This is a genomic window from Pseudomonas sp. R4-15 (assembly GCF_055768815.1).
In genome coordinates this window covers 1,665,351-1,689,506 of the sequence record NZ_CM147293.1, presented here as the reverse complement: position 1 = coordinate 1,689,506, position 24,156 = coordinate 1,665,351, and the positions used below count along the sequence as shown (strand labels likewise).

28 protein-coding genes, 2 tRNA genes and 2 pseudogenes are annotated in these 24,156 nt (G+C 62.4%); 14 read left to right on the top strand and 18 right to left on the bottom strand.

Annotated features, from left to right (window positions below):
- Positions 1-168: 168 nt before the first annotated feature.
- A complete protein-coding gene (locus ACYRGX_RS07975; protein WP_473056067.1) occupies positions 169-2,196 on the top strand; it encodes a PhoX family protein in 2,028 nt (675 codons plus the stop codon).
- Positions 2,197-2,284: 88 nt separating this feature from the next.
- Here ACYRGX_RS07975 and gspK read toward each other — a convergent pair whose 3' ends face one another.
- Positions 2,285-3,298, bottom strand: a complete 1,014-nt coding sequence (gene gspK / locus ACYRGX_RS07970) for a type II secretion system minor pseudopilin GspK (protein WP_473056066.1) — start codon at positions 3,296-3,298, stop codon at positions 2,285-2,287.
- A 176-nt stretch (positions 3,299-3,474) separates the two neighbouring features.
- Here gspK and ACYRGX_RS07965 point away from each other — a divergent pair.
- Positions 3,475-3,551, top strand: a tRNA-Met gene (locus tag ACYRGX_RS07965).
- Positions 3,552-3,575: 24 nt separating this feature from the next.
- Here ACYRGX_RS07965 and ACYRGX_RS07960 read toward each other — a convergent pair.
- From ACYRGX_RS07960 to ACYRGX_RS07940, 5 genes are all read right to left on the bottom strand, one after another.
- On the bottom strand, positions 3,576-4,607 hold the full coding sequence (locus tag ACYRGX_RS07960; protein WP_473056065.1) for a phage integrase: 1,032 nt from the start codon (positions 4,605-4,607) through the stop codon (positions 3,576-3,578).
- Complete coding sequence (locus tag ACYRGX_RS07955; protein WP_473056064.1) at positions 4,589-5,872, bottom strand: hypothetical protein; 1,284 nt, start codon at positions 5,870-5,872, stop codon at positions 4,589-4,591. The genes ACYRGX_RS07960 and ACYRGX_RS07955 overlap by 19 nt, the downstream gene beginning before the upstream one ends.
- Before the next feature lie 522 nt (positions 5,873-6,394).
- Positions 6,395-6,784 (bottom strand): hypothetical protein, encoded by a 390-nt coding sequence (locus ACYRGX_RS07950; protein WP_473056063.1) that lies wholly within the window; start codon positions 6,782-6,784, stop codon positions 6,395-6,397.
- A complete protein-coding gene (locus tag ACYRGX_RS07945; RefSeq protein WP_473056062.1) occupies positions 6,777-7,034 on the bottom strand; it encodes a hypothetical protein in 258 nt (85 codons plus the stop codon). Before ACYRGX_RS07945 ends, ACYRGX_RS07950 begins: the two co-directional genes overlap by 8 nt.
- Positions 7,027-7,308, bottom strand: coding sequence for a MerR family transcriptional regulator (locus tag ACYRGX_RS07940; protein WP_473056061.1), 282 nt, complete (start codon positions 7,306-7,308; stop codon positions 7,027-7,029). Before ACYRGX_RS07940 ends, ACYRGX_RS07945 begins: the two co-directional genes overlap by 8 nt.
- Before the next feature lie 146 nt (positions 7,309-7,454).
- Here ACYRGX_RS07940 and ACYRGX_RS07935 point away from each other — a divergent pair, with 146 nt between their 5' ends.
- Both ACYRGX_RS07935 and ACYRGX_RS07930 read left to right on the top strand, forming a co-directional pair.
- A complete protein-coding gene (locus tag ACYRGX_RS07935; RefSeq protein WP_473056060.1) occupies positions 7,455-7,730 on the top strand; it encodes a DNA-binding protein in 276 nt (91 codons plus the stop codon).
- A gap of 634 nt (positions 7,731-8,364) precedes the next feature.
- A complete protein-coding gene (locus ACYRGX_RS07930) occupies positions 8,365-9,291 on the top strand; it encodes a DUF6414 family protein (RefSeq protein WP_473056059.1) in 927 nt (308 codons plus the stop codon).
- An 89-nt stretch (positions 9,292-9,380) separates the two neighbouring features.
- On the opposite strand, the gene ACYRGX_RS07925 is transcribed toward ACYRGX_RS07930, so the two are convergent.
- On the bottom strand, positions 9,381-9,668 hold the full coding sequence (locus tag ACYRGX_RS07925) for a HigA family addiction module antitoxin (protein WP_473056058.1): 288 nt from the start codon (positions 9,666-9,668) through the stop codon (positions 9,381-9,383).
- Positions 9,668-9,946: a type II toxin-antitoxin system RelE/ParE family toxin gene (locus ACYRGX_RS07920; RefSeq protein ID WP_473056057.1), complete on the bottom strand. Its 279-nt coding sequence runs from the start codon at positions 9,944-9,946 to the stop codon at positions 9,668-9,670. The genes ACYRGX_RS07925 and ACYRGX_RS07920 overlap by 1 nt, the downstream gene beginning before the upstream one ends.
- Before the next feature lie 112 nt (positions 9,947-10,058).
- On the opposite strand from ACYRGX_RS07920, the gene ACYRGX_RS07915 reads away from it, so the two are divergent.
- Positions 10,059-10,144, top strand: a tRNA-OTHER gene (locus ACYRGX_RS07915).
- Positions 10,145-10,219: 75 nt separating this feature from the next.
- Here ACYRGX_RS07915 and ACYRGX_RS07910 read toward each other — a convergent pair.
- From ACYRGX_RS07910 to ACYRGX_RS07895, 4 genes and pseudogenes are all read right to left on the bottom strand, one after another.
- Positions 10,220-10,671: pseudogene (locus ACYRGX_RS07910) on the bottom strand (tyrosine-type recombinase/integrase); the annotation flags it as partial.
- 4 nt (positions 10,672-10,675) lie between these two features.
- A complete protein-coding gene (locus ACYRGX_RS07905; RefSeq protein WP_159972693.1) occupies positions 10,676-10,963 on the bottom strand; it encodes a HigA family addiction module antitoxin in 288 nt (95 codons plus the stop codon).
- Positions 10,963-11,241 carry a type II toxin-antitoxin system RelE/ParE family toxin gene (locus ACYRGX_RS07900; protein WP_037002684.1) on the bottom strand — a complete coding sequence of 93 codons (279 nt, stop codon included), beginning with the start codon at positions 11,239-11,241 and terminating at the stop codon, positions 10,963-10,965. The genes ACYRGX_RS07905 and ACYRGX_RS07900 overlap by 1 nt, the downstream gene beginning before the upstream one ends.
- A 275-nt stretch (positions 11,242-11,516) precedes the next feature.
- A pseudogene (locus tag ACYRGX_RS07895) lies at positions 11,517-11,606 on the bottom strand (type II toxin-antitoxin system mRNA interferase toxin, RelE/StbE family); the annotation flags it as partial.
- 381 nt (positions 11,607-11,987) lie between these two features.
- Here ACYRGX_RS07895 and ACYRGX_RS07890 point away from each other — a divergent pair.
- The 6 genes from ACYRGX_RS07890 to ACYRGX_RS07865 all read left to right on the top strand — a co-directional run bounded on the left by ACYRGX_RS07890 (position 11,988) and on the right by ACYRGX_RS07865 (position 16,346).
- Positions 11,988-12,596, top strand: coding sequence for a hypothetical protein (locus ACYRGX_RS07890; protein WP_473056056.1), 609 nt, complete (start codon positions 11,988-11,990; stop codon positions 12,594-12,596).
- Entirely contained in the window at positions 12,487-13,158 is a 672-nt protein-coding gene (locus ACYRGX_RS07885; RefSeq protein ID WP_473056055.1) for a nuclease-related domain-containing protein, read from the top strand. The genes ACYRGX_RS07890 and ACYRGX_RS07885 overlap by 110 nt, the downstream gene beginning before the upstream one ends.
- Before the next feature lie 70 nt (positions 13,159-13,228).
- Positions 13,229-13,567 (top strand): hypothetical protein, encoded by a 339-nt coding sequence (locus tag ACYRGX_RS07880; RefSeq protein WP_473056054.1) that lies wholly within the window; start codon positions 13,229-13,231, stop codon positions 13,565-13,567.
- Between the two features lie 164 nt (positions 13,568-13,731).
- Positions 13,732-14,661 carry a cation diffusion facilitator family transporter gene (locus ACYRGX_RS07875; RefSeq protein ID WP_473056053.1) on the top strand — a complete coding sequence of 310 codons (930 nt, stop codon included), beginning with the start codon at positions 13,732-13,734 and terminating at the stop codon, positions 14,659-14,661.
- Positions 14,662-14,748: 87 nt separating this feature from the next.
- On the top strand, positions 14,749-15,384 hold the full coding sequence (locus ACYRGX_RS07870) for a DJ-1/PfpI family protein (RefSeq protein ID WP_473056052.1): 636 nt from the start codon (positions 14,749-14,751) through the stop codon (positions 15,382-15,384).
- Positions 15,381-16,346 carry a GlxA family transcriptional regulator gene (locus tag ACYRGX_RS07865; protein ID WP_473056051.1) on the top strand — a complete coding sequence of 322 codons (966 nt, stop codon included), beginning with the start codon at positions 15,381-15,383 and terminating at the stop codon, positions 16,344-16,346. The genes ACYRGX_RS07870 and ACYRGX_RS07865 overlap by 4 nt, the downstream gene beginning before the upstream one ends.
- Here the strand turns inward: ACYRGX_RS07865 and ACYRGX_RS07860 are convergent.
- From ACYRGX_RS07860 to otsB, 3 genes are all read right to left on the bottom strand, one after another.
- Positions 16,325-17,233, bottom strand: a complete 909-nt coding sequence (locus ACYRGX_RS07860; RefSeq protein WP_473056653.1) for a DMT family transporter — start codon at positions 17,231-17,233, stop codon at positions 16,325-16,327. The genes ACYRGX_RS07865 and ACYRGX_RS07860 overlap by 22 nt on opposite strands.
- Positions 17,234-17,326: 93 nt before the next feature.
- Positions 17,327-18,739 (bottom strand): alpha,alpha-trehalose-phosphate synthase (UDP-forming), encoded by a 1,413-nt coding sequence (gene otsA / locus ACYRGX_RS07855; protein WP_473056050.1) that lies wholly within the window; start codon positions 18,737-18,739, stop codon positions 17,327-17,329.
- Positions 18,740-18,754: 15 nt separating this feature from the next.
- Positions 18,755-19,519, bottom strand: a complete 765-nt coding sequence (gene otsB, locus ACYRGX_RS07850; protein WP_473056049.1) for a trehalose-phosphatase — start codon at positions 19,517-19,519, stop codon at positions 18,755-18,757.
- Positions 19,520-19,630: 111 nt separating this feature from the next.
- On the opposite strand from otsB, the gene ACYRGX_RS07845 reads away from it, so the two are divergent.
- From ACYRGX_RS07845 to ACYRGX_RS07835, 3 genes are all read left to right on the top strand, one after another.
- On the top strand, positions 19,631-20,152 hold the full coding sequence (locus tag ACYRGX_RS07845; protein WP_473056048.1) for a phosphotransferase system, HPr-related protein: 522 nt from the start codon (positions 19,631-19,633) through the stop codon (positions 20,150-20,152).
- A gap of 149 nt (positions 20,153-20,301) precedes the next feature.
- Positions 20,302-21,447: a GGDEF domain-containing protein gene (locus tag ACYRGX_RS07840; protein ID WP_473056047.1), complete on the top strand. Its 1,146-nt coding sequence runs from the start codon at positions 20,302-20,304 to the stop codon at positions 21,445-21,447.
- 183 nt (positions 21,448-21,630) lie between these two features.
- Positions 21,631-22,650 (top strand): CNNM domain-containing protein, encoded by a 1,020-nt coding sequence (locus ACYRGX_RS07835; RefSeq protein WP_473056046.1) that lies wholly within the window; start codon positions 21,631-21,633, stop codon positions 22,648-22,650.
- Here ACYRGX_RS07835 and ACYRGX_RS07830 read toward each other — a convergent pair whose 3' ends face one another.
- The 3 genes from ACYRGX_RS07830 to ACYRGX_RS07820 form a co-directional block, all read right to left on the bottom strand.
- Positions 22,651-22,959 (bottom strand): hypothetical protein, encoded by a 309-nt coding sequence (locus tag ACYRGX_RS07830; protein ID WP_473056045.1) that lies wholly within the window; start codon positions 22,957-22,959, stop codon positions 22,651-22,653.
- A 5-nt stretch (positions 22,960-22,964) separates the two neighbouring features.
- Positions 22,965-23,192 carry a PLDc N-terminal domain-containing protein gene (locus ACYRGX_RS07825; RefSeq protein ID WP_473056044.1) on the bottom strand — a complete coding sequence of 76 codons (228 nt, stop codon included), beginning with the start codon at positions 23,190-23,192 and terminating at the stop codon, positions 22,965-22,967.
- A 77-nt stretch (positions 23,193-23,269) separates the two neighbouring features.
- Entirely contained in the window at positions 23,270-24,139 is an 870-nt protein-coding gene (locus ACYRGX_RS07820; RefSeq protein ID WP_473056043.1) for a DMT family transporter, read from the bottom strand.
- Positions 24,140-24,156 lie beyond the last annotated feature (17 nt).

Genomic DNA, 24,156 nt, shown 5'->3' with positions numbered 1-24,156 from the left:
CCTGTTCACGAGGCGGCATGCTAAGGGCCAGCGGATGACAGATTGGTGACGACTACCAGCGTTGCGAAAGTTGAACAAAAGCTTAACAAGCTCGTAAACGCGCTATCACAGAGCGCCTCTATCGTCCGGGTTTCCGTGATTGACCGACCACCACAGGGAACCCATGCGATGAGTCAGTACACCTGCGACAAGCAAGTCTACAACCAGAGCGGCAACGAGCCGTTCACCTCCGTGCTGGAGAAGCACCTGTCACGCCGCAGCATCGTCAAGGGAGGCCTGGGCGCCGCCTTTGGCATGATGGCCGGCTTCAGCCTCACCGGCTGCCTGGACAGCGGTGGCGGCAGCAGCCACAGCGATACGCCCGCGCCGACCCCCAGCGTCAGCCTCGGCTTCGAATCCATTCCCGGAGCCCGCCTGGACGCCTTGGCCGTCGCCACCGGCTACACCGCTCAAGTGCTCGCCCCCTGGGGCACCCCGCTCAACAGCATGGCCAATGCCTGGCAGCAGGATGGCAGCAATACCCCCACCGACCAGTTGAACGCGGTGGGCATGCACCATGACGGCATGCGCTTCTTCCCCATCGACGGCAGCTCCGACGAAGGCCTGCTGGCGATCAACTTCGAATACATCGACCAAAGTGCCCTGCACCCGGGCGGCGCTACCAGCATTGGCGGCGTGCGTCCGGTCGACGAAGTGCGCAAGGAAATCTACGCCCACGGCGCCGGGGTCATCCACATTCGCCGCACGGACGGCGTGTGGAGCGTGGTCGAAGGCTCGCGCTACAACCGCCGCTTCACCACCGCCAGCGTGATGAACATCGCCGGACCGATGCGTAACAGCAGCCATCTGGTCACCCCGTTCTCGATCAATGGCACGCAGACGCGCGGTACCAACAACAACTGCGGCAATGGCTATACGCCGTGGGGCACCTACCTCACCTGCGAAGAGAACTGGCCGGGCGTCTTCCGCAACACCGGCACCCTCCCCGCCGACCAGAGCCGCATCGGCATTCGTGCCACCAGCAACTACCGTTGGGAAAGCGCTGCAGGCGACCCCAGCGAAGAAAACGGCGAGTTCGCGCGCTTCGACGTCACCGCCAGCGGCGCCAGCAGCACCGACGACTATCGCAACGAAGCCAGCGGCTACGGCTACATCGTTGAAATCGACCCCTTCAATCCCGACGCGCTGGCCGTCAAACGCACCGCGCTGGGCCGTTTCCGCCACGAAGGCTGCTGGCCGGGCTTGGTCGAGGTGGGCAAACCGGTGACGTTCTACATGGGGGACGACGCCCAGTTCGAGTACCTCTACAAGTTCGTTTCCGCCGCCAACTGGGAAGCCGCCGACGCCACCCCCAGCAATCCGCTGGCCACCGGCGCCAAGTACATGGATGAAGGCACGCTCTACGTCGCCCGCTTCGACGAGGACGGCAGCGGCGTCTGGCTGCCACTCACCGAGGACAGCGAAACCCTCGACGGACGCACCCTCGGCTCCATCTACGGAGACCTGGCGACCATCATCCTCAACACCCGCAGCGCCGCCGACGCCTTGGGTGCCACGCCGATGGACCGCCCCGAATGGACCACGGTGAACCCGCTCACCGGCGACTGCTACCTGACCCTGACCAACAACAGCGCACGCACCTCGGCCAACGCCGCCAACCCGCGCGTGCCGAACATCAACGGTCACATCGTGCGCTGGCACGATGACGAAACGGGCACCCGCTTCGACTGGGACATTTTCGTCTTCGGCTCCAACGCCGACGCGGCCCCGGACACCAATCGCTCGGGCCTCACCGATCTCAACCAGTTCGCCAGCCCCGATGGCATGACCTTCGACAGCCGCGGCATCCTCTGGATCGAAACGGACAACAGCGGCAACGAGGTCGCCGCCTATACCAACGACCAGTTGCTCGCCGTAGTTCCGGCGCAGATCGTCGATGCCGACGGCAATCCGACCGTCATCAGCGCCGACAATCAGGACCTGCTACGTCGCTTCCTGGTCGGCCCCAACGGCTGCGAAGTCACCGGGATCACCTTCACCCCGGACCTGACCTCGATGTTCGTGAACATCCAGCATCCGGGTAACTGGCCGTCCTACGACAGCATCGACGCCACCGAAGTGACCAGCGGAACCGTGCGCCCCCGCGCCAGCACCGTGGTCATCCAGCGCACCGACGGCGGCGCCATCGGCGTCTGACCCCTGCATTGAAAAGAGTCCGCTCGGTCCAGGCCGGGCGGACTCTTTTTTATTCGAAAACCTTTTCCCTCCGATGCGCTACCTGCGCTCAATAAAGACTCTGCACGCCCTCCTGCGGAGTCCACAGACTGGCTCCCTCGCGCGACAAAAGTCGCACCCGCTGCACCGGCACCGCCGGATTCCAGTAGCTCACTCCCGCCGCCGCCAACTGCCGCACCCGCCGATAGCGGCGGCCGTCCACCACGACCTCGATCCCCAGTACGAAGCGGTCGCTGTTGAGTAACAGCCGGTGGGTCATCAACGCGTACTCCTCATCACTCGCCCCGCTGCCCACCAGCGAACGCAACTGAGCCTCATCGGTATAGCCCAGCGCCGGGCGCGCACGGATCAGTCGCTCCAGCACCGCGCGGGATACACGCCCGGTGAACAGCGCATCGAGCAGCGGCAGGTGCCGCGCGTCCAGCGCGTTGAGATTCAAACGCCAGGCGGACACATCCGGCAGCGCACAGAGCTGCGGGTACAACCACAGGCGCCCGCGCCGCGGCGGCTGCAGCAGGTCCAGCTCACCGATATCCGCCATCGGCCGATCCGCCACCAGCGCCGGCGGCGTCGCGCGCAGCGCGTCGAGGGACTCCATCCCCTCCGCACGGCGCAGACTGTCGTCATCCACCCAATCCGCAATGCGCTGGGCGAGCACCTCCGCCGGAGGCTCGCCAGGTACAGGCTCCGCCGCGCGTAGTAAATGAGTGAGCTGCTCCAGCGCCAGCTCGGCATCCGGCCCGGCCAGCGCATTGACGTTGAAACAGCTGCGCAGATCGCGCAACTGCAGATGCACCTCCCCCTCCGGTAAGGTCTGCGAGATGAGCTCCCCACGCATCGCCTGCCAGAAGGGCGCCTGAGTGCGCGCCGCCCTGCTCTTCAGCGCCTGCGCCACGAACAGCTCGCCACCCCGCATCAGCTGCAACGCCACGCGCTCGTCGCGCTGCAGCTGCGCCACCAGCAATTGCTGCCGTCCAGCCTCCAGCAGTCCCGGCAGCAACACACCCACCAATGCCAGTGCCCACAGCGCCATCAGCAGCGCCACGCCTCGTTGTGCTCTCATCGCCTACCCCGGTCATGCTCCCCGCCAGTGCAGCACAACCAGGTTGCAGGACGATGGCGCCAGCGCGCTCGAACGAGCGCGGCCCTGACCGCTAAGCGATTGAAAGCACGCCAGAAAATCTCGCGAAAAGGGGTTGACACCCCCGCCCACCTTGCGAATAATGCGACGCCTCGTGTGGCTACGTAGCTCAGCTGGTTAGAGCACGGCATTCATAATGCTGGGGTCCGGGGTTCAAGTCCCTGCGTAGCCACCAATCTTTTCAAGGGGTTAGCTTCGGCTAACCCCTTTTTGTTTTGGGCGCTGTCCCCTGACTGTCCCTATCTTGTCCCAGCAATGCCAGGGGCGAATGGGTCAATGCAGTGGCGAAATGGTCCGGCGCCAGATGCGAATACCGCATCGTCATCTTGATATCCCCATGCCCCAGGATGCGTTGCAAGGTCAGGATGTTGCCACCCTGCATCATGTAGTGGCTGGCGAACGTGTGGCGAAGGATATGCGTCAGCTGTCCAGGGGTGTGCAGGCCGGTGCGTTCGTAGGCCTTGCGGAAGGCTGATCGGCAAGAGCTGAACAACCGCCCTCCCCCTGGATAACCCCGCTCGAGCATCAGCCGTTCCAGTTCTGGCGGGATCGGCACCGACCGGCTCTTGCCGTTCTTGGTCCGCACGAAACGCACCTGACCATCCCGCACCTGGCCATGGCTCAGACTTTCCGCCTCATCCCATCGAGCCCCCGTCGCGAGGCAAATCTGCGCCACCGGCAGCGTGTGGCTGTTCGTCGAGGCTTCGCATTCCCGCAGCAGCAGGCGACACTCCTCGAGGCTCAAGAATGCCCGCTCGGTTTCATCGACCCTGAGCTGCCGCAGGTTCGCCAGTGGGTTTGCCTCATGCCAGACGCCCAGACGGATCAGCTCGTTGAACACGGCTTTCAGGTAGCGATGCTCATGGTTGACAGTAGCCGGCGTGCAGTCCTTGAGGCGTTGCGTGCGGTAACGCCCGAAGTCCAGGGCAGTGAAGCTCGAGGCGATGGGATTGCCCAAGGCAGCGACGATGGCCTTGGTACGGCTGTAGCGATAAGGGTCTTTCAGGGTGGCGCCGTGCAGTTCGTGCCAGAGGTCCACCAGATCATCCAGGTGTTCACCAGGGTCTCGCCCTCGATGGCGATACTCCCGACGCATGTCGGCCATCCAGCGTTCGGCCTCGCTCTTGGTACGGAAGCCACGTTTACGCTTGCGGATACCGGCAGACTTATCCAGCCAAAAGTCCACGTCCCAGCCATGGGTGCCTTTGTTGATCACACCGCCCTTCCCCATCGCACGCTACGTTCCTCGAGCAAGCCTTTCAGGTGCTTGTAGAGCCCGTCTTCATCCATGCCTTTGGCGGCGTAGTGGTCGCGGATCACCGGCCAGCATTCCCAGTCCTTGAGGCGGTGCATCGCTCGCCTAGCGCCCACTCGCTCCCGTGCGAGCAGGCTCACGAAGTTTCCCAGGAACAATTCCACGTTCTTGCCGGAGAAGCCTCGAGAGGTCTTGTAGTAGCGCTTGTATTCCGTGTCATCGAGCAGCGACTCCACTGGCAGATCGACGCGCACGTCGTCGCGGATCAGCGTCCAGATGGGTGCGTAGTAGCCGGGGCGCGCCATCAGCTTGAACTGCCGTAAGCCATAGCGCCAAAGGCCGTCGAGGTGGGGCGCCAGGGCCTCATAGGTGCGGGTATCGATGATGACCCCGCTGTGCAGGCTCACCGAGCCGCTGGCGAACTGCTGGATGATCGAGTGGTGATAGCGCAGCTCGATGCGCCACACGTCCGCATCGCGGTCGTAGTTGTCGGGGTCGCCTTCGTCGAAGCTATCACGGCGGCGCCAGACGCTTTCCCAGTAGTCGAGCTTGTCGGTAGCCCTGGCCTGTTCGGTCTTGTTGTAGATGCAGAGCTGCACGCCACTGGCCGAACCGAACATGGAGGTCTCGCCGCGGCCATAGACGCTGCTCTTCATGTCCCAATGCAGTTCGTTGATACCGCTGATATCTCGATGAGAACGCGCTCGGCAATGCATGCGAGCGACCAGATCATCCGGCGGCGTCCAGCCTTGCAGGTCCAGGGCCAGATGGACCGCGCATTGGTTCACCTCGACATGGCTCAACACCTGGGAAGCGTAGTAATCCAGGCGCGCCTGGAGGCGTTCCGGCGACAGGGCGTCGATGGCGTGCGGGGATACTTCGATCTTGAGGTGCGGGCCGATGCTGTCGGCCTTGGCGTTGAAGTTCTTCACCAGCAGCACGTAGCCGAGGTCGGCGTTCTGGAGCTTGTACTGGTAGCCGGAATCACGGCTGACCCTGCCTGAGTGCCAGCGACCATCGGCAAAGTCCACGACGGTGCCCGGCTTGTCGAACAGCTCGAGGATACCGGGTCTCAGCAGGCCCCGGTAAAGCTGCCGCACGGTGTCCACGCCGCACCGCAGCAGACGGACAGCCGACAGATCGACGAAGCCCGTCTTGCCAATGTCCAGGAACAGCCGGCCGCTGACCGACTCACGGCCCGTTTCGTTGTCCACGCGGAAGAAGTCTTTAGGTGCGTCCATGGAATTTCCCGTTATTGAAAAGATGCGATCACTTCAAGGGGTTGTTATCTGACGTGTTACAGGGACGTCAGCGCGCGGGTCGTCGCGCGCGGCTGCGCTCTGTACCGAGCCGCTCGCTCGCGCGCTCCTTCCGCCCGCCGCCGTCAGCGCTTCGCGCGCGGCGTGCCGCCGTGCGTGAAGTGCAGACGGCTTCGGGCAGCGCGTTTCTTTGCGATCGATTCGGGTCGGGTCTATCTCGTCGAGGGGCGTTCGTTCTTCGCAGGGCGGCGGCGTGAACGGAAAGATCAAGGAGGGCTTGCCCGGTGGCGGGCTGGCGAAACCGGCAGTCCAGGGCGTGAGCCAGAGCAGAAGCTGCGCGAGCAGCGCGGCGAGGAACAGGTGGGCAACGAGCGAACTAGTAGGAACGGTTAAAACCAAGGGCTCTGCCCTTGTTATCCCGCTCTTGCCGCCGAGGGCTCGGGAGCGCGGGGCGGAAGAGCTGCCCCACGCTCCGACGGTTAGGCTGTTCATGTTCGTGCAGGGTCAAGGGTGCGCTTCGCCCGTGCTTCCGTTCATCGCGACGGGAACAACGTCACGATGAGCCGGGAGCGCGGCCCCTGACCTGTCGCGCATAGGGTGGGCGATACGGCCCAGTACGTTGCCGGAACCGTGCCGGTCGCGGTACCGCATCGCCCGAATCGTACGAATGTCCGAGAAGAAGAATTCGTCGGGGTACTTCTGATCGGTGTTCATATGCAGAGCCAGGAAGTAGGACTCGTCATAAACACCCAGCATGGGCAGCACCACGCCGACGATATGCAGGGCCACCCAGTAGGTGTAAGGCTCTTCATCGACGGCTAGTTCCGCCAGTACGGTCTGGCCCAGGTAGTCGAAAGCGTTGGAGGCATCCAGGATCGGGGCTGGCTCAGTCATCGTTATAGTCCCCCGCCTGGAAGGATGGCTTGCCAGTGAGCAGGTCACGGCGCAGCAGGCCGACATTCACCATGCGGAAGTCATGCAGCTTGACGCTGGGCAAGGTGCCGTCCGCTACCCATTCGACGACTTCATCCACGGGAATACCGCAGGCCGTGGCGAAGGTGATGATGCTGCACAGGTCGTAGTTGATGGAGGTGCCCAACGGTACGACGTTGCCATTGGCGCGTACGTCCTTTGCCTTAGTCATCGCTGTAGTCTCCCTGCGCGAAGATGGTTTTTCCCTTGGCCAGATCGGCGCGTATCTGCGCGAGATTGACCAAGCGAGGTCGGCCCATCTTCACGCTGGGGATGGTGCCGCTCTGCATCCAGGCAATGACGGTATCGATGGAGACACCATTCATAGCCGCGTAGGTTTCCTTGCTGCACGTGAGGGCGTTGCGGCAGTCGAGGTAAATCACCCGCTTGCCGTCAAGGTCGAAGCTCACGTCGAAGGGAGGTTCGTTCAGGTGCTGAGTACTCATCGCCTATCCCTGCCTCTGAAATGCTCATAGACTGTGGTTGAAGGGTGTTTAGTGACTAGTATTTATTACCAATCACATGATACCACCATATCAGCGCACGCACATAGTCAGTAGCACTATTTGCCAGGTAAATAGAATTTTATCGAATGATAAGAGAACGGCTTATAGCCATCTGGGACGCCCAGGGCCTCACCGCTAAAAAGCTCGAGGAGCTGACGGGCATCGACCGTGAGAAGTGGTATGCCCTGAGGGGGAGCAAGCGCAGGGTCAACGAGGATGATATCGAAGGCATCCTGGCGATCACGCCTGAATTCGCGCTATGGCTCGTGACGGGAAAAGTAGCGCCAGAGGCAGGCCAAATCAGCCCAACCTACGCCGAAGCAGACCGAAAATTGGAAGGACAAGAAGCGGGCAGCAAATAACAGCGGAAGTGGCCCGGCGATGGTTCAACAGAACTTCGGCCTGATCCATATAAAAGGATTCTGGAACTAGATAATGTTAAAGCTCACAGACAACAAATTGCGCTGGCTAATTTACACTGTGATTTTTGGCATGACGCCGATAATACTACGATTACTTGTCAGCCTTTTTGTCGTCTCCGGCGAGCAAAGCCAAAGCATACACTGCATTTCAACATCAGACTTTATCGCCTTCGGAATTGTCCTTCAAGTTTCAATATTTAATGAAATAAAATACCATGACCTAACAGATATAGAGTGGAAACACCACATGATGGGAGTTTCAGCTCTATTCATGCTAATCTACTCCAGCCTGTACGTCTTGCTATTATTAGCAGAAATATCAAAGCAAATAAACACAAAAGCCCTACTATACTCATCAATCGGACTATCCATCACATCCTTACTTCTATGCTTCGCCTTCTATGACAGAATGAACACAGCATCGAGGAAAAACATCCCGGAGACTATAAGATGACAGCGTTTATAGTTTCAATTTGCTTGATCTCTATAATAATCGGGGTAATTTTTTCCGCCTGGACATTTATAGACACGCGGAAGAGATACTATACGGACTTCATGAAAAGGAAATCTGACCGTGAAAAGCTTCATCTACCTTGACCAATTCAAGATGTACTCCCTTTCATCTCAACTAATGGAAGGAATTACAGAATATATTCTTGAAGAAAAGAAAAGCGCCGCCACCGAAGAAATGCAACAAAGAGGCCCGGTCGCAAGCGGACGAATAATGGCAGAAATCATCGAGAAAACTGCCGCAAGCTATGAAAAAAAATTCCTACATGACTATGCGTACTCCATCTTCGAGGAGCGTCTAAAAGAGCTAGGAAAATACTCCGAAATAAACAACTCAACACCTTTCAGCATAATAGAAAATGAATTAAAGCATAGCCAAATAATAAGAGTAAAAGGAAAAGCAAAGCTTGTCGATTTTCTAGCTTTCCACAAGACACTTGAAAGCATGGACGCCCTATCTCAAGCACTTGGAATCGTCACCACAAATGACGAACGAGAATCAACAATAAGCAAAATAAGCGAACTACAGGGAAACACCGCCAAGAAGTCGGAAATATCTCAGCTCAGCACCTTACTTAAGAAGCTTTCCGACCCCAAAACTTTTGGTCAAGATGAAAACTCCAAACTATACCAACGACATCTAGCAAATCTAATCAAGATCAGCTTCAGCGACACACTAGAGTTTGCCATGGAATTCCCAGAATTCAAAGTTAGCGCAGACATGGATCGCGATTGCCTTCGGGAACCAATAGAAACCTTGGTCAGAAAATATTCGAGACTCACAGAAGTGGAATTCGTCATGCTCGGAGTTATCACCCAAGTAGGAGAAACAAGCACACCAGAACACGAAGAGGTCATAACGGAAGAGCACTCAATGAGAGAAGCTTTCACTTTGAATCTTCACGCACTTTCAGCCATGGAAAATAGCTGGAGGCTTAGGCGCTCAAACGAACTAATTATCGATCCACTAGCCGTGTATGTTGAACTATGAGCACTAAAAGCAAGAATACATGAGCTAGCCAGGCAAAAACCAACCGAGAAAAGGGGACGGATTTATTTAAAGGCCGGAGCCGATATCCCTCAGGCAAACGCAAGCCTTCCAACCTGCTGCAAGTCCACATGCTGGCGGGCATTCCATAGGTCGTAAGCATCCTGCATTGCTAGCCAGCTTTCGGGGGAACGACCGAGGGCAACAGACAAGCGCAAGGCCATTTCCGGCGTCACGCGGCTGGTGCCCTTGAGCACACGGCTCAGGGTCGAGGGCGCTACGCCCAGCTTTTCGGCCAGCTCACGCCCGCTGATGCCGTTCGGCTCCAGATAGATATCGGTGATGAACTCACCGGGGTGCGGGGGATTGTGCATGTTCATCAGTGGTAATCCTCATAGTCCAGGACATAAGCGTTTCCGTCGCGAAACTCGAACGTCAGCCGCCAGTTGCCGTTCACCATGATCGACCAGCGCCCACGCATTTCGCCCTTGAGCGGGTGCAGGCGGAAGCCGGGGATATCCATGTCATCGACCGTCATGGCCGTATCCAGGGCTGTTAGCTGCATTCGTAGCCGCTTGGCATGGGCGGGCTGCACTCCAGCCGTGCTACCCGTTTCGAAGAGCTTGCGAAGCCCTTTGTGCTGGAAAGATTTGATCATTGGCGCAGCCTAGCATGTTGCGCAACACGCAACAAGGTGAGATGTCCCCCAAGGGGATGAAGTGCCATGCGTATGAAGAAATACCCCAAGGAGCCCCTACGCAAAGCCGCATGGCTACTGACTTTCAGCGTCTACCACGTCAGGTGGCGCTTTTTCATAATGCTGGGGTCCGGGGTTCAAGTCCCTGCGTAGCCACCACTCTTTTCAAGGGGTTAGCTTCGGCTAACCCCTTTTTTGTTTTGGGCCGTAGCCTAAAAATAGCCCAAACGTGGCCTAGGCAACGTTCAGTTGAGCCAATGGCGACAGGCTCAACGCACTGGCCAAACGGTCAGGCGACAAGTGGGAATAGCGCATCGTCATCTTGATATCGCCATGCCCCAGGAAGCGCTGCAAGATCAGGATGTCGCCGCCCTGCATCATGTAGTGGCTGGCGAACGTGTGGCGAAGGATATGCGTCAGTTGTGCAGGCGGGTGCGTTCGTAGGCCTTGCGGAAGGCTGATCGGTACGAACTGAACAACCGCCCTCCCCCTGGATAACCCCGCTCGAGCATCAGCCGTTGCAGTTCTGGCGGGATCGGCACCGACCGGCTATTGCCGTTCTTGGTCCGCACGAAACGTACCTAGCCATCCCTCACCTGGCCATGGCTCTGGCTTTCCGCCTCATCCCATCGAGCCCCCGTCGCAAGGCAGATCTGCGCCACCGGCAGCGTGTGGCTGTTCGTCGAGGTATCAGGCAAACGCAAGCCTTCCAACCTGCTGCAAGTCCACATGTTGGCGAGCATTCCACAGATCGTATGCATCCTGCATCGCTAACCAGCTTTCGGGCGAGCGGCCGAGGGCGACGGACAGACGCAAGGCCATTTCCGGCGTCACGCGGCTGGTGCCCTTGAGCACACGGCTCAGGGTCGAGGGCGCTACGCGCAGCTTTTCGGCCAGCTCACGCCCGCTGATGCCGTTCGGCTCCAGGTAGATATCGGTGATGAACTCACCGGGGTGCGGGGGATTGTGCATGTTCATCAGTGGTAATCCTCATAGTCCAGGACATAAGCGTTTCCGTCGCGAAACTCGAACGTCAGCCGCCAGTTGCCGTTCACCATGATCGACCAGCGCCCACGCATTTCGCCCTTGAGCGGGTGCAGGCGGAAGCCGGGGATATCCATGTCATCGACCGTCATGGCCGTATCCAGGGCTGCGAGTTGCATCCGCAAACGCTTGGCATGGGCGGGCTGCACTCCAGCCGTGCTACCCGTTTCGAAGAGCTTACGAAGCCCTTTGTGCTGGAACGATTTGATCATTGGCGCAGCCTAGCATGTTGCGCAACACGCAACAAGGTAAGGTATCCCCCGAGGGGATGAAGTGCCATGCGTATGAAGGAATACCCAAGGAGCCCCTATCCAAAGCCGCATGGTTACTGACTTTCAGCGTTTACCACGTCAGGTGGCGCTTTTTCACAATGCTGGAGTCCGGGGTTCAAGTCCCTGCGTAGCCACCAATCTTTTCAAGGGGTTAGCTTCGGCTAACCCCTTTTTTTTGGCCGGAAGAAAGAACTCTCCGGGATGGGGCAGGCTCCTTACAAACGCTTGGCCGCGCTGTCGTAGACCCTGCTTCGCTCGCGCTTTCCTACGGCAATCACAGTAACTACAAGACGGCTGTCGATCACTGGCAGGTGGCACAGATGGTGTCCCTCGTGGAGTCTGTTTCTACGAGCACCCACCGGGGCGATTCATGGCACCGCTGGAGGGCGCGTTTTACTGGCTTCCACCCTGCATCAAGACAGGTGACCCTCAAATAACCCATCCGTGGCCTAGCCCATCCTAAGCTGAGCCAGGGGCGTTCGAACATGCTCACCTCCGCTCCGCGTTCCTCTCTGCGCCAGCCTGCAGAACGGCTCGCCAGCCGCGCGGGATGCATTGAAGACGCTGCTCACGGAACTCGGGCGAACCAGAGGCTGGCAACGTAGCGTCTAGCGACCCAGATCACTCGCTCGAGCGAATCCTCGTTTAGCATGGCCACCTAGCTCATTCGCAAGGAGGCGTTCGAAGTGAGTCTGTCGCTCGTATTTCCGGGAATTATGTGTCTGGCGGTTGTGGTGCCACTTTTCACGCTGCTCGCGTGGAAGGAACTGGACAAGCGCCGCGACAGGCGCAGTCCGCTGACCGAGGCGCTGGTTCGTCTGCCCGGTGAGTCTCTGCGCGAGCGCATCGAAGAGCGCGCCTCGTCGATCGTCTACAGCTTTTTTGCCGGGCTGGTCTTTCCCACCGCTGCGCTCGCCTACCTGTTCAATCGCTGGGTCGACCCCGAGCGAATCCACTGGGGCGGCCCAACCTTTTTCGCGCTGGTCATGGTGCTGATCGGGGTACTCATCTCCATCGGCTGGTCGTGGCATGTCATTCGCGACGTCCGCCGCCTGCGCGACGGCTTCGAGGGCGAGCTGGCCACCGCGCAACTGCTGGCGCCACTGCAGGCCGAAGGTTGGCTGCTGTTCCATGACATTCCTAGGGTCTGTTGCTGTTTCGTTCACGGCCGCGCCGGTACCTGTTTTGCCGCGAGACAAGGCGCGAGTCGCAGGGCTTACCGGGGTAAGTCCAAGACGAGCAACGCCGTATCGCGGCAAAACAGGCACCGGCCCTCCGGGTTGTGTCAGAAATGACCTGCGCTGTCGTTGCAGGACTTGCCAAGGGAATTACCATTGCCCGCGTCCTGCGCCTAACCGCAGGCCATTTCTGGCAACAACGCGGTTCGCGAACGAAACGGCAACAGACCCTAGCCAACGCGGCAACATCGATCACGTCCTGCTCGGTCCGAACGGGGTCTTCGCGGTGGAAACCAAGTACCGCGCCAAACCCCGCAGTTTGAAGGGCAAGCAATCCGCGGACGCCGAATACGATGGCCAGCGCATTCGCCTCGCCGGCCGTCACAGCGAGTCGTTGCCCCTGGAGCAGGCCCTGGCGGTCGCGGCCGATCTGTCGCGGCAGTTATCCGATCGAATTGGCGAGCGCGTAGAGGTCACACCGGTGGTGGCGCTACCAGGCTGGTACGTCAGATTGACCGCTGCACCGCAGCCGCGTCAGGTCGGCGTCATCAACCCCAAGACCCATGGCTGGCTCAAGGGGCGCCAGGGCAACCTGGACGACGCCAAGCGTCAGCGGTTGGCCGCCGCGCTGCGGCACCTCGCCTGCCGACCACCCCGCGGCGGGAACACGTCCAATTAAACGCCGGACGGCTGCCCCGAAAGAGGCGCGAAAGGCATAATCAGCGCTTCATTCGCCACCGAGAGTGACCATGCGAGCAGAACGCGATGAGGTGATCAGACGGCGCAAGCCCGCGAAGCGGCCGCGTACGCCGCAGACGGTGGGCGGTCGCTTCGCCATCGGCCTGGTGCTATTGGCACTGCTGGTCTGGGGTGGTTTCTCGGCCTATCGCCATGCGGACCTGCTGAGCGATCCGGAACGTTTGCTGCAGGCGATTCGCTTCAACGGCAAGCCCCTCTTCGGTGAGGAAGAGAAGCCCGAGGCCGCCTCCTTCTCGACGCCCGTCGTCGCTCCCCAGAACGAAGCGCCGGAAGTCCACGAGAACAAGCAGATGGAAACCATCCAGACGCGCCAGGTGCAACTCAAGTAGTACCTGAGCGAAATCTGTACAACGCGCGCCAGCCCGCGGGGTTCGGGCACTGCAGGCAAGCAGCGACAGGCTATCCACAGGCGGACCCACAGCGGATGTGGATAGCCTGCGAACTGCTCCGCGAGTAACGGATCACACGCTCAGCGCCCACACCGGAGCCATCGATGAACCAGGCCGACCACGATCACGCTCACTCCCACGCGGGACACGCCCATGACCACGCCCACGGCGCACGGGTGACCGCCGGCAACGAGCGTCGCCTGCGCTGGGTATTGCTGCTCACCGCCGGCTACGCAATCGTGCAGGCCACGGTGGGATGGTTCGCCGGCTCCCTGGCGCTGATCGCCGACTCCGGACACATGGTCTCGGACGCCGCGGCCCTGCTGCTGGCACTCATCGCCTACCGCATCGCCGCCCGCCCGCCGGATGCGCGACGCACCTACGGATTCCAGCGGGTTCGCGTGCTCGCCGCACTGGCCAATGGTGCGGCGCTGCTCCTGCTGGTGGCATGGATCGCCTGGGAAGCCGTGGTGCGGCTGCGTGAGCCGGTCACGGTACTGGCCGGGCCGATGCTGGTGGTCGCTGTGCTCGGCCTGCTGGTCAACGTAGTTGCCGCGGTCATTCTCAACAGCGGGCACAAGAACGACGGCAACCTGCGCGGCGCGCTGCTGCACGTGATGGGCGACCTGCTGGGTTCCCTGGGTGCGATCCTCGCCGCCGTCGGCATCCTGGTCACCGGCTGGACACCGCTGGACCCGCTGCTGTCGATCCTGGTCTCGTTGCTGGTGGTGCGCTCGGCCTGGCGGCTGGTGACGGAGTCGACTCAAGTGCTGCTGCAATCCGCCCCCCACGGCCTCGATCCGTTGAAGGTGGAGGCTGAACTGCGCGACCTGCCCGGCATCGCCGAGGTGGGTCATTTGCACGCGTGGCTGCTGGCCGACGACAGCGCCGTCGCCACCGTGCACGTCACGCCGAAACCCGGTAGCGATCCGCTGCAACTGCCGGCACAAGTGAGCGACTACCTACGCCGGCATCACCGCCTGCAGCACGTCACGGTGCAGGTGGATCCACCCCGCTGTATCCAGCCTCACTGACACTGGCAGAATCCGTGGGATAGCTGTCCTGGCGGACATGAGCGCCAGGCGTCACGCTGTGCTTCTCCCTCCCAGGATCGCGCCATCATGACCTTCGATCGACTCTCCGAGCAGGCTCGCCTGCGGCCGCTGCAACTCGGCATCCTGCTGTTTCCCGACGTCGAAGTGCTCGACTTCGCGGGCCCCTTCGAAGTGTTTTCGGTGGCCTCGCGCCGGGCCCGGCGAGACCTGGGTATCGAGCACGCGGCCTTCGAGATCCAGACCATCGCCGCCTCGCGCGCGCCCCTGCGTGCGCGCCACGGCCTGGACGTCCTGTCTACGGCGGACTTCGACAACCACGCCCCCTTGGACCTGCTGGTGGTGCCTGGCGGCGTGGTGGACCAGCCGCTCGGCGACGCGCGCACCCTGAGCTGGCTGAGTGCCCAGGCGCAACAATTGGAACTGCTGGCCTCGGTCTGCACCGGCGCTTTCCTGCTCGCCGAGATTGGCCTGCTCGACGGCCTTCGCGCCACCACCCACTGGGAAGACATCCCGGCGCTGCGCCAGGCCTATCCGCGGATCGAGGTGTGCGAGGACGTGCCCTACGTCGAGCAAGGCAGGCTTTTCACCTCGGCGGGCATCTCCGCGGGTATGGCCCTCAGCCTGCACCTGGTCGAGCGTCTGCTCGGGCGGCCGCTGGCGCTGGCCACGGCGCGGCAAATGCAATATGACTGGCAAGCATGACCCGTCGCATCGCCTGCCTGCTCTATCCCGAATTCGTCCTGCTCGATGTCAGCGGGCCGCTGGAGGTGTTCGCCGCTGCGAATGCCGAACTCCGTCGCCAAGGCCGCCCAGCCGCCTACGAGATCCTGCTGCTGGGAGAGAAACAGGAACCCCAGGCCAGCTCCGGTGGCCCGCGTCTGCTCGCCGATGCGGCCTGGAGCGATATCGACCCGGCAGACCTGGACACCCTGCTGGTGCCCGGTGGCATGGCCATCGACCGGCAATCTACGGACGAAGCGCTACTGGCCTGGTTGCGGGCTGCCGAGCCGCGCCTGCGACGGCTCGGCTCGGTGTGCTCCGGTGCGCTCTTGCTGGCGGCGGCCGGACTGCTCAACGGCCACCCGGCGACCACCCACTGGGCCGACGTGGCGCAGCTACGCGACGAGCATCCCCAGGTGCAGGTACAGGGCGAGCGGCTGCATACCTACGTTCCCAACGGCCACCTGTTCACCTCTGCCGGCGTCAGCGCGGGGATCGACCTCGCGCTGGCATTGGTGGAGGACGACCTGGGCCACGGCCTGGCGCTCGCGGTGGCCCAGCGCCTGGTGTTGTTTTTGCGCCGGCCCGGCGACCAGGCGCAGTTCAGTCCTCTGCTCGGCTCACGCCCGGCCTCGCGCCTAGGTGAGCTGCTGCGCTGGCTGCCCCGTCATCTGGAAGAAGAACTGGGTGTGGAGAGACTCGCCGAGCGCCTGCACCTGAGCCCCCGCAGCCTGGCGAGACTGTTCGTCGAGGAACTCGGCGTGCCTCCGGCGCAGTACGTCGAGCGACTGCGCCTGGAGGCGGCACGCGGCCTCCTGCAGAGTGGCGTCAGCGTGGCGGAGACCGCACGGCGCTGTGGCATGGGCCATCCGGAAACCTTGCGCCGCGCCTTCCAGCGCCAACTCGGCTGCAGTCCGCGCGACTATGCCGAACGCTTCGGCTGAGGCCGCGCGGCGAACAGCAGGCCGCCGAGAATCGCCGCACCACCGACCCAGTGATAGCTCTGTAGCGATTCGCCGAGCAGGAAGTAACCGAGCAGCGCCGCGTACACCGGCATCAGGTAGGTGGTCAGCGCCGCGCGGGCCGGCCCCAGCACGGTGAGGCCGTGGCTCCAGGCGAGGTAGGCCGCCAGGGAGGCGAAGATCGCCGTGTAGGCGATGGCCACGAGCGTGTCCGGGCTCACGTCGAAGCCGCCCAGGTGCTGCCACTCGTACAGATAGAACGGCAGTAACATGGGTACGCCAAGCAACATCTGCGCGCACAGCAGCACCAGGGGCGAGACGCCCAGGCTCGGCGCCCAGCGCTTCTGCAGCAGGCTGAAGAGCGCCCAGTCGAGCACCGCCAGGAGCATCACCAGGTCCCCTGCGGCGAAGCGCAACGCCAACAGGTTGCCCGGATCGCCCTTGCCGATCAGCCAGAGCAGCCCGGCCGCCGCGATGCTCATGCCCAACCAGGCGCGCCGCGGTGGCCATTCGCCCAACAGCACGCCGGCGCCAAGGTACATCGCCAGCGGAACACAGGTATTGAGCAGGGTGATGTTGATCGCCGGGGTGCTGTGCGCCGCCGCGTAGAGCAGCGAGTTATAGCCGACCACGCCGAGCGCCGCGAGCAACGGCAAACGCCAGCCAGCCGCCAGCAACCGCTGCCGCGCGCGCCATAGATCGCGGGCGACCCAGGGCAGCAGAAGACCGAGGGCCAAGCTCCAGCGCCAGAAAGCGAGCGCGAACGGGGCAATGGCATCCGCATAGGCGCGCCCGACCAGTGCATTACCGGCCCAAAACAGCACGGCCGCAGCCAAACCGAGCCAAGCCAACGCGTGCCGGGCATTCATCGCAGGGGACATAAAGAGGACTCGAAAGGCATGGGCACCTCGTAAAGCGAGGCACCCTAGCCTTGCCACGTCAAGCTGGCAAGCGCCTGACGGTCAGCCGAGAGCCTCGCTAGGGGTGCATTGAACCAGCCGCGGGACACGTCCCATGTTCTCCAGATCCTCGAGGAAACCGTCGCGCCAACTCGCCAGATCGTTGCGGCGCAGCACGCGCATCAAGGTTCCATGCCGCTCGCGACGTTCATCGATAGGCATACGCAGGGCCCGATCCATCGCCTCGGCCATGCCGACCTGGTCGTAGGGATTCACGATCAGTGCCGCGTGCATTTCCCGCGCAGCACCGGCAAAGCGAGACAACACCAACACCCCGGGGTCCTCCGGGTCCTGCGCGGCGACGTATTCCTTGGCCACCAGGTTCATGCCATCGCGTAGTGGGGTCACCAGGCCGACGGAGGATGCGCGGAAAAGCCCCATCAGCACCTTGCGGTCGTGACTCTTGTTCAAATAGTGCAGTGGCATCCAGTCCAGTTCGGCGAAACGGCCGTTGATGTGCCCACTCAGGGTCTCCAACTGCTGACGGATGTGCTGGTAGGTCTTCACGTCGGAACGCGAGGTGGGGGCGATCTGCACGAATTGCACGGCCTGACGATGCTCGGGGAAGCGTGCAAGCAGTTCCTCGTACGCACAGAAGCGCTCCACCAGCCCCTTCGAATAGTCCAGACGGTCGACGCTGATGATGGTGCGCAGCGGATGCCCGGCCGGTGAAGGGCGTGTCATCTGTCCGCGCCCACGGTAGGAGGCGGCCAACTCTTGAATCTCATCGGGCATGACTCCGATCGGATACACGCCGGTGCGGAAGTCATGGCCATAGGCGGTCAGCAGGCCGTTTCGCCCCCGCACGCCGCGGACTTCCCGGACGATGTAATCCTCGAAGGCAGTGCGATCCACATCGGTCTGGAAGCCGATCAGATCGTAGGAGCACAAGGTCTTCAGCAGCTCGTTGTGCGGCGGAATCACCGTGAGGATTTCCGGCGCCGGAAAGGGGATGTGCAGGAAGAAACCGATGCGATTGCGCGCCCCAAACTGACGCAGTTCCTCGGCGAAGGGAATCAGATGGTAGTCATGCACCCAGATCACGTCGTCGGGCTTGAGCAACGGCAGCAACTTCTCGGCCAGCAGCCGGTTGACCCGCCGGTAACCGTCGTACTCTTCACGGCGGTAACGCGCCAGATCGATCCGGTAGTGCAGCGTCGGCCAGAGGGTCGCGTTGGAAAAGCCACGATAGTAGTGGTCGTAGTCCCGCTTGGTCAGCCCCAGGGTCGCGTAGGTAATGTTGCCCACCTGCTCGGTGGACAACTGCGGCGTAGCGGTGACCTCGCCACTCCAACCAAACCAGATGCCACCGGATTGCCGCAGGGCATCGAATACCCCCACCGCCAAGCCACCTGCCGCCGGTTTACCCTCCTGGATAGGCGCTACACGGTTGGATACCACCACCAGACGGCTCATGACTCACCTCCAAGGTTATTTTCTTGTGGATACCGACGGCTCTGCGGCCGCCAGCACAGCGCTCAACCATTCACCGACCGCGGTTACCGAAGGCAGGCGCCACTGCGCCTGGCTATCGCCCTCACCCACCTTGATCGACAAACCTTGCATGGCATTCACGACGCCGAAACCGGCCTCGTCGGTGAGGTCGTCGCCGAGGAAAACCGGCCGCTTTCCAGCGAACGGCGGCAGACTCATGAAGCGACGGATCACCTCACCCTTGCTGGCGCCACGTGGTTTGAGTTCGAACACGCATTTGCCCGGCTGCAGGACGAACTGCGAATAGCGCCTGACCAGCGCTTCGGCGAGTGCCCGCACCTGGTCTTCCAGTGCCTCCGCGCCGCGAAAATGCAGGGCGAAGGCCACCCCCTTGTTCTCCAGGCGCAAACCGGGATGCTCCGCGCAGGCAGCGTTCAGTTCACGCTCGAGGGACGCGAGCAAGTTGGCCTCCGGGGCCTGTCGATAGACCTGCCCGGAAGCGTCGCGCCATTCCGCTCCGTGGATACCCGCCGCCGGCAGGCGCAACGGCGCCACCAGGGCATCGATCTGCGCCAGGGGTCGGCCGGAAACCACGGCCACTGCCGGCGTGCGCAGGCTCAAACGGCTCAAGCCGTCGCGCACCTCGGCGGCAAGGAAGACCTGTTCCGGACGGGGCTGGATTTCCGCCAGGGTGCCGTCCAGATCGAAGAAGAACGCTCCGTCGCGGAGGTTCGGATGGGGTAGCTGCTGAATTGGGCTCATGCTGGTGTGACTCTGCCCCCTCGCCGTCGTTCAGCCCGCCGGACGGCGTGAATCTTGGCCGTCGAGCCCGGTCACAAAAAACGACAGCCCAGCGCCATGAGAGGAGGCCGCATGAATCGCCAACGCCACACCCAGGTACGCGAGATAGACGATACCGAGGACCGTATGGGGTCCATCGAGCAACTCGACTTCAGCGATCGACAGGATGAACGCCAGGGTCGCGTGGGCGACACCATGTCACCCGCCGAGCAGGCCGAACGCTATCCGGCAGAGCGCGTTCGCGAGGCCGGTATGACGGGCGGCGAAGCGCTCGGTGAGAGTCGCCACGAAGACGGCGTCAGCCAGGACGATCTGAGCCCGGATACGTTGATAGACGAGTCCGGCGCACGAGGCCCCCGTGAGCCTGGCGATGGTGAGCTACCCGCGGACGAGGAGCTTTCGCTGGAGGACGCCCGTGACGTTGGCCTCGGTGGCGGTCTCGACGAGGCCGAAGAAGGTCGCCTGCGCCCGCTGGATGGCGAACCCTGGAATGACCCGGAGCAACCACTGCGCGCCGACAACGAGCCGACTGGCGAAGCGCTGGACGGCATCGAACAGGAACAGGGAATCAGCCCCTCCGAACGCCAACGCTAAGAGCGCGGGCCCACAGCAGCCTATGGACCTGCCGTCCTGCCGCACCTAAACTGGCCGACCCGATCACACGGCAGGAACGCAACGTGGTCCCCCAGGAAGTAGGTAGCAGCAGGACGGCTCATCTGCGAGCCCGTCTGGCGCGCTGGACCGTGCCCATCGCACCCGAGCGCATGGCGGCCTTCCACACCTATGTCGGCCAGCAGCATGGTGTCTTCCTGCTGACCATCAACGTGCTGGCGATCCTGGCCTACTATTCGTACCTGCTGGCCGACGCACTGCTGATCCCCGATCAATTCGACGCCTCTCTGCTGATCCGCAGCTTCCTGGCGGTGTTCGGCTTGCTGAACATCTACCTGGTGTTCAGGCACCTGCGCATGCCCCAGTGGATGGACCGGCTGATGCCGATCCACGACATCTTCGCCACCTTCGCCTGGTTCGAACTGCTCAAGCGCAGCGACTCACCCGACGTCGCGCACTTCCTCTACGCCTCCATCATCTTCATCGTGCTGTGCAATCTCGGCATACGGGGTTCGTTCACCCATGCCCTGATCTGCTCGCTGGCCATCTCCGCCGGAATCCTGCTCAACGTGCATTGGCTCGTCACGCCCCATGAGCTGCTGGTGTTCACCCTGGTCTACCTACCGATGCTGGCTTTCAGCCTGTTCATCAGTTGGACCAACACCCGCAGCGTGCGACGCGCCTTCCTCGTCGAAGAGCAGAGCCAGCAGCAGCGCTGCGAGCTGTCCCGACTGAACGCGCGGCTGCTGCACCTGGCGGCCACCGACGCGCTGACCGGCATCGCCAACCGGCGAGCCTTCGATCGCGACCTGGACGAATATTGGCAGGCGATGCGGCGCAATGGCCGAGGCTTCGCCCTGCTGATGGTCGACATCGATTTCTTCAAGCTCTTCAACGACCATTACGGACATCCGGCCGGGGACCGCTGCCTCGCCGAAGTCGCCGGTGGCATGCAGACGGTTCTGCGCGAAGGCCAGGCACGCATCTATCGCTATGGCGGCGAGGAGTTCGCCATCCTCCTGCAGGTAGAGCATAACGATGAACTGCAGAACATCGCCGAGCGGTTGATCTCCGAGGTGGCCAAACTGGGCATCGAGCACCGCCACCGGGAACACGGCCCCAAGTACGTCACCATCAGCGTTGGCGCCACACTCGCTTCGCCGGAACGCGACGGCGACGGCACCAGCCTGGTGGATGCCTGCGATCGCATGCTCTACCAGGCGAAGCATCGCGGGCGCAACCGCGTCGAGGTCGAGCACCAGGCACAGCCGGCCTGAGCCCGGTAATGCGAGGTAACCAATTGCCCGTATTGCCAGCCCTGGGGATTGCCTAAGCTAGCGCTTCCTCATTGCCCCATCGGCCTTCATGAACAGCGACTCTCGTCTGCCGCCCTCGTCCAGGGTGGCCTCCCCCCTCCGCTTTTGCACTTTCCCCATCGATGCTCGCGCGAGCGTACCGGCATGACTCTGCTGATCGCCTTCGCCTTACTCTCGATCCTCGTGTCCTTCGTCTGCTCGGTACTGGAGGCGGCGCTCCTTTCGCTCACGCCCAGCTTCATCGCTCAGCAAAAGCAGGGCCGTCCGCGCCTGCACGCACGCTTGAAAGCGCTGAAGGAGCGGATCGACCAGCCACTGGCGGCGATTCTTACCCTGAACACGGTCGCCCACACGGTGGGCGCCACCGGCGTGGGCGCGCAGGTCACCCGGGTTTTCGGCGACGGCTATCTCGGCGCCGCCTCGGCGCTGATGACCGTGCTGATTCTGGTACTTTCGGAAATCCTCCCGAAGACCCTCGGCGCGCGCTACTGGCGCAGCCTGGCGCCGCTGCTCCCCGCGTTGCTGGGCGGCATGATCCTGCTGCTCAAGCCCTTCATCCTGCTCTCGGACGGCGTCATGCGGCTGCTCGGTGGCAAGGAGCCGGAGCCCGACCTGCGCCAGGAGATCAAGGCCCTGGCCGCACTCGGCCGCGAGCAGGGCGCACTGGACGACGACGAGCAGCGGATGATCCGCAACGTGCTCGACCTGCACGAGCGGCGAGTGCGCGAGATCATGACTCCGCGCATCGTCTGCCAATCGACCACGCCCTCGGAGAACCTGGGCGAATTCCGCGCCCGTGTACTGCAGAGCCAGTTCTCCCGGTACCCGGTACTGGATGCCGACGAAACGCCACGCGGTGTGCTGTTCCGCCATGAAGTGCTGGCCGCGGAAGATCTCGAACGCCCGCTGGAGGGATTGGTACGCCCGGTCAAGGTGGTACTGGACACCCTCAGCGTCGAGCAGTTGATGACCGCCCTGCTGCGTGAGCGCCAGCACCTGGCGCTGGTCTACGACGAATTCGGCAGTTGGCAGGGCCTGGTGACGCTGGAGGACGTGATGGAAACCCTGATCGGCCAGCCGATCCTCGACGAGACCGACGACATCCCCGACCTGCGGCGCTTCGCCCGCCGACGCTGGGCCAAGCGCCGCAAGGGGTTGCGCTGATCAGAAGCCCAGCTTGCGCTCAGGCAATACCAGGGCCTGGCCGGTGAGGCGCAGAAACCAGGCCGCCAGGTGCGCCTGCAGTAGGGTGACGTTGAGTGCCTCGGGCGAACTGCTCGCCAGTGCCTCACCGTCGACTTCTATGCGCACGCCCGCGGCCGTTTCGCGCACGCAGAAGCGCGCTTCGCCACACACCAATCCCAGGCTGCGTTCCCCTTCCAGCCAACCGCAGGGGTAGCCCAGCTCACCCGCCTGGTCAGCGACGCGCTGCAACTCTTCTTTGAGCACGGCCAATGCTGTCCACTGCTGCATGAGCCTCAGCCCTTGCTGTGTTCAGGGGAGCTCGGCGCCTCGGCAACGCCACGCGGACCGGCGACACCCCAAATCACCAATCCGACGACGGGCAGCAGGACGATCAACAGTACCCAGACGAACTTTCCACCGCTTCCTCCCTGGCTGCGCATGACACTGACGATGGCCCACAGATCGAGGGCGAGGATGATGACGGCGGCGACCAGGGTGCTCCACAGGCTGGCTTCGAACATGAGCGTGGCTCCTCGGCAAGGTTCACCTGTTCCGGCTAGCGAGCCTCGCCGGGGTTCCTCCGGGGCGCCGAACGGCATCAGCGCCGCCGCGTACTCCAGGCCATGGCCAGGCCGCTGACACAGATCACGCCCATGCCCAGCATCGCGCCACCATCCGGGCGATCGGCAAACACCAGCAGGCCGATCAACCCGGCGAAGACGATCTGCAGGTAGCTGAAGGGCGCCAGCAGCGCCGGCGGGGCGTGGCGGAAAGCCTGGGTCAGCAATAAGTGCCCGCCCATGCCACAGGCCCCGAGGACGAGCATCAGCAGCGCGTGGCCGAGACTCGGCCATTGCCACACCCAAGGCAGCATGGCGCTCATCAGCAGACTGTTCACCAAGCCGGCCAGGAAGTTACTGGTGGTCGGACTGTCGATGCTCGCCAGGCGGCGTGTGAGCAGCTGGTACAGGCCGAAGCAGGTTGCCGAGCCCAACGGCAGCAGGATCGCCGGCGTGAACAGGCCACCGCCAGGGCGCACCATGATCAATACGCCGACCAGTCCCGCAATTACGGTCGCCCACTGCCCGCGACTGACGCGCTCGCCGAGCAGCGGCACCGACAGCGCAGTCACCAGCAGTGGCGCAAGGAAGTTGACCGCCGTGGCCTCGGCCATCGGCAGATAGTGCAGGCCGGTAGTGAACAGCAGGCTGCAACCGACCAGGCAAAGGGCACGCAGGACCTGCAGGCCGGGACGCCGGGTACGCAACAGACGCATACCGTGCTGCGGCACGAACAAGCCGATCATCAATGCCGTATGCACCACGTAACGCGCCCAGACCACCAGAATGACCGGGTAGAAACCGGTGAGGTACTTGGACAAGGCATCGTGACTGGCGAACAGCAGCACGGCGCAGCAGATCAGCAGGATGCCCTTGGCGGGCTGGTCCGAATGCAGGGAGGTGGACATGAAGAGACCGGCAGATC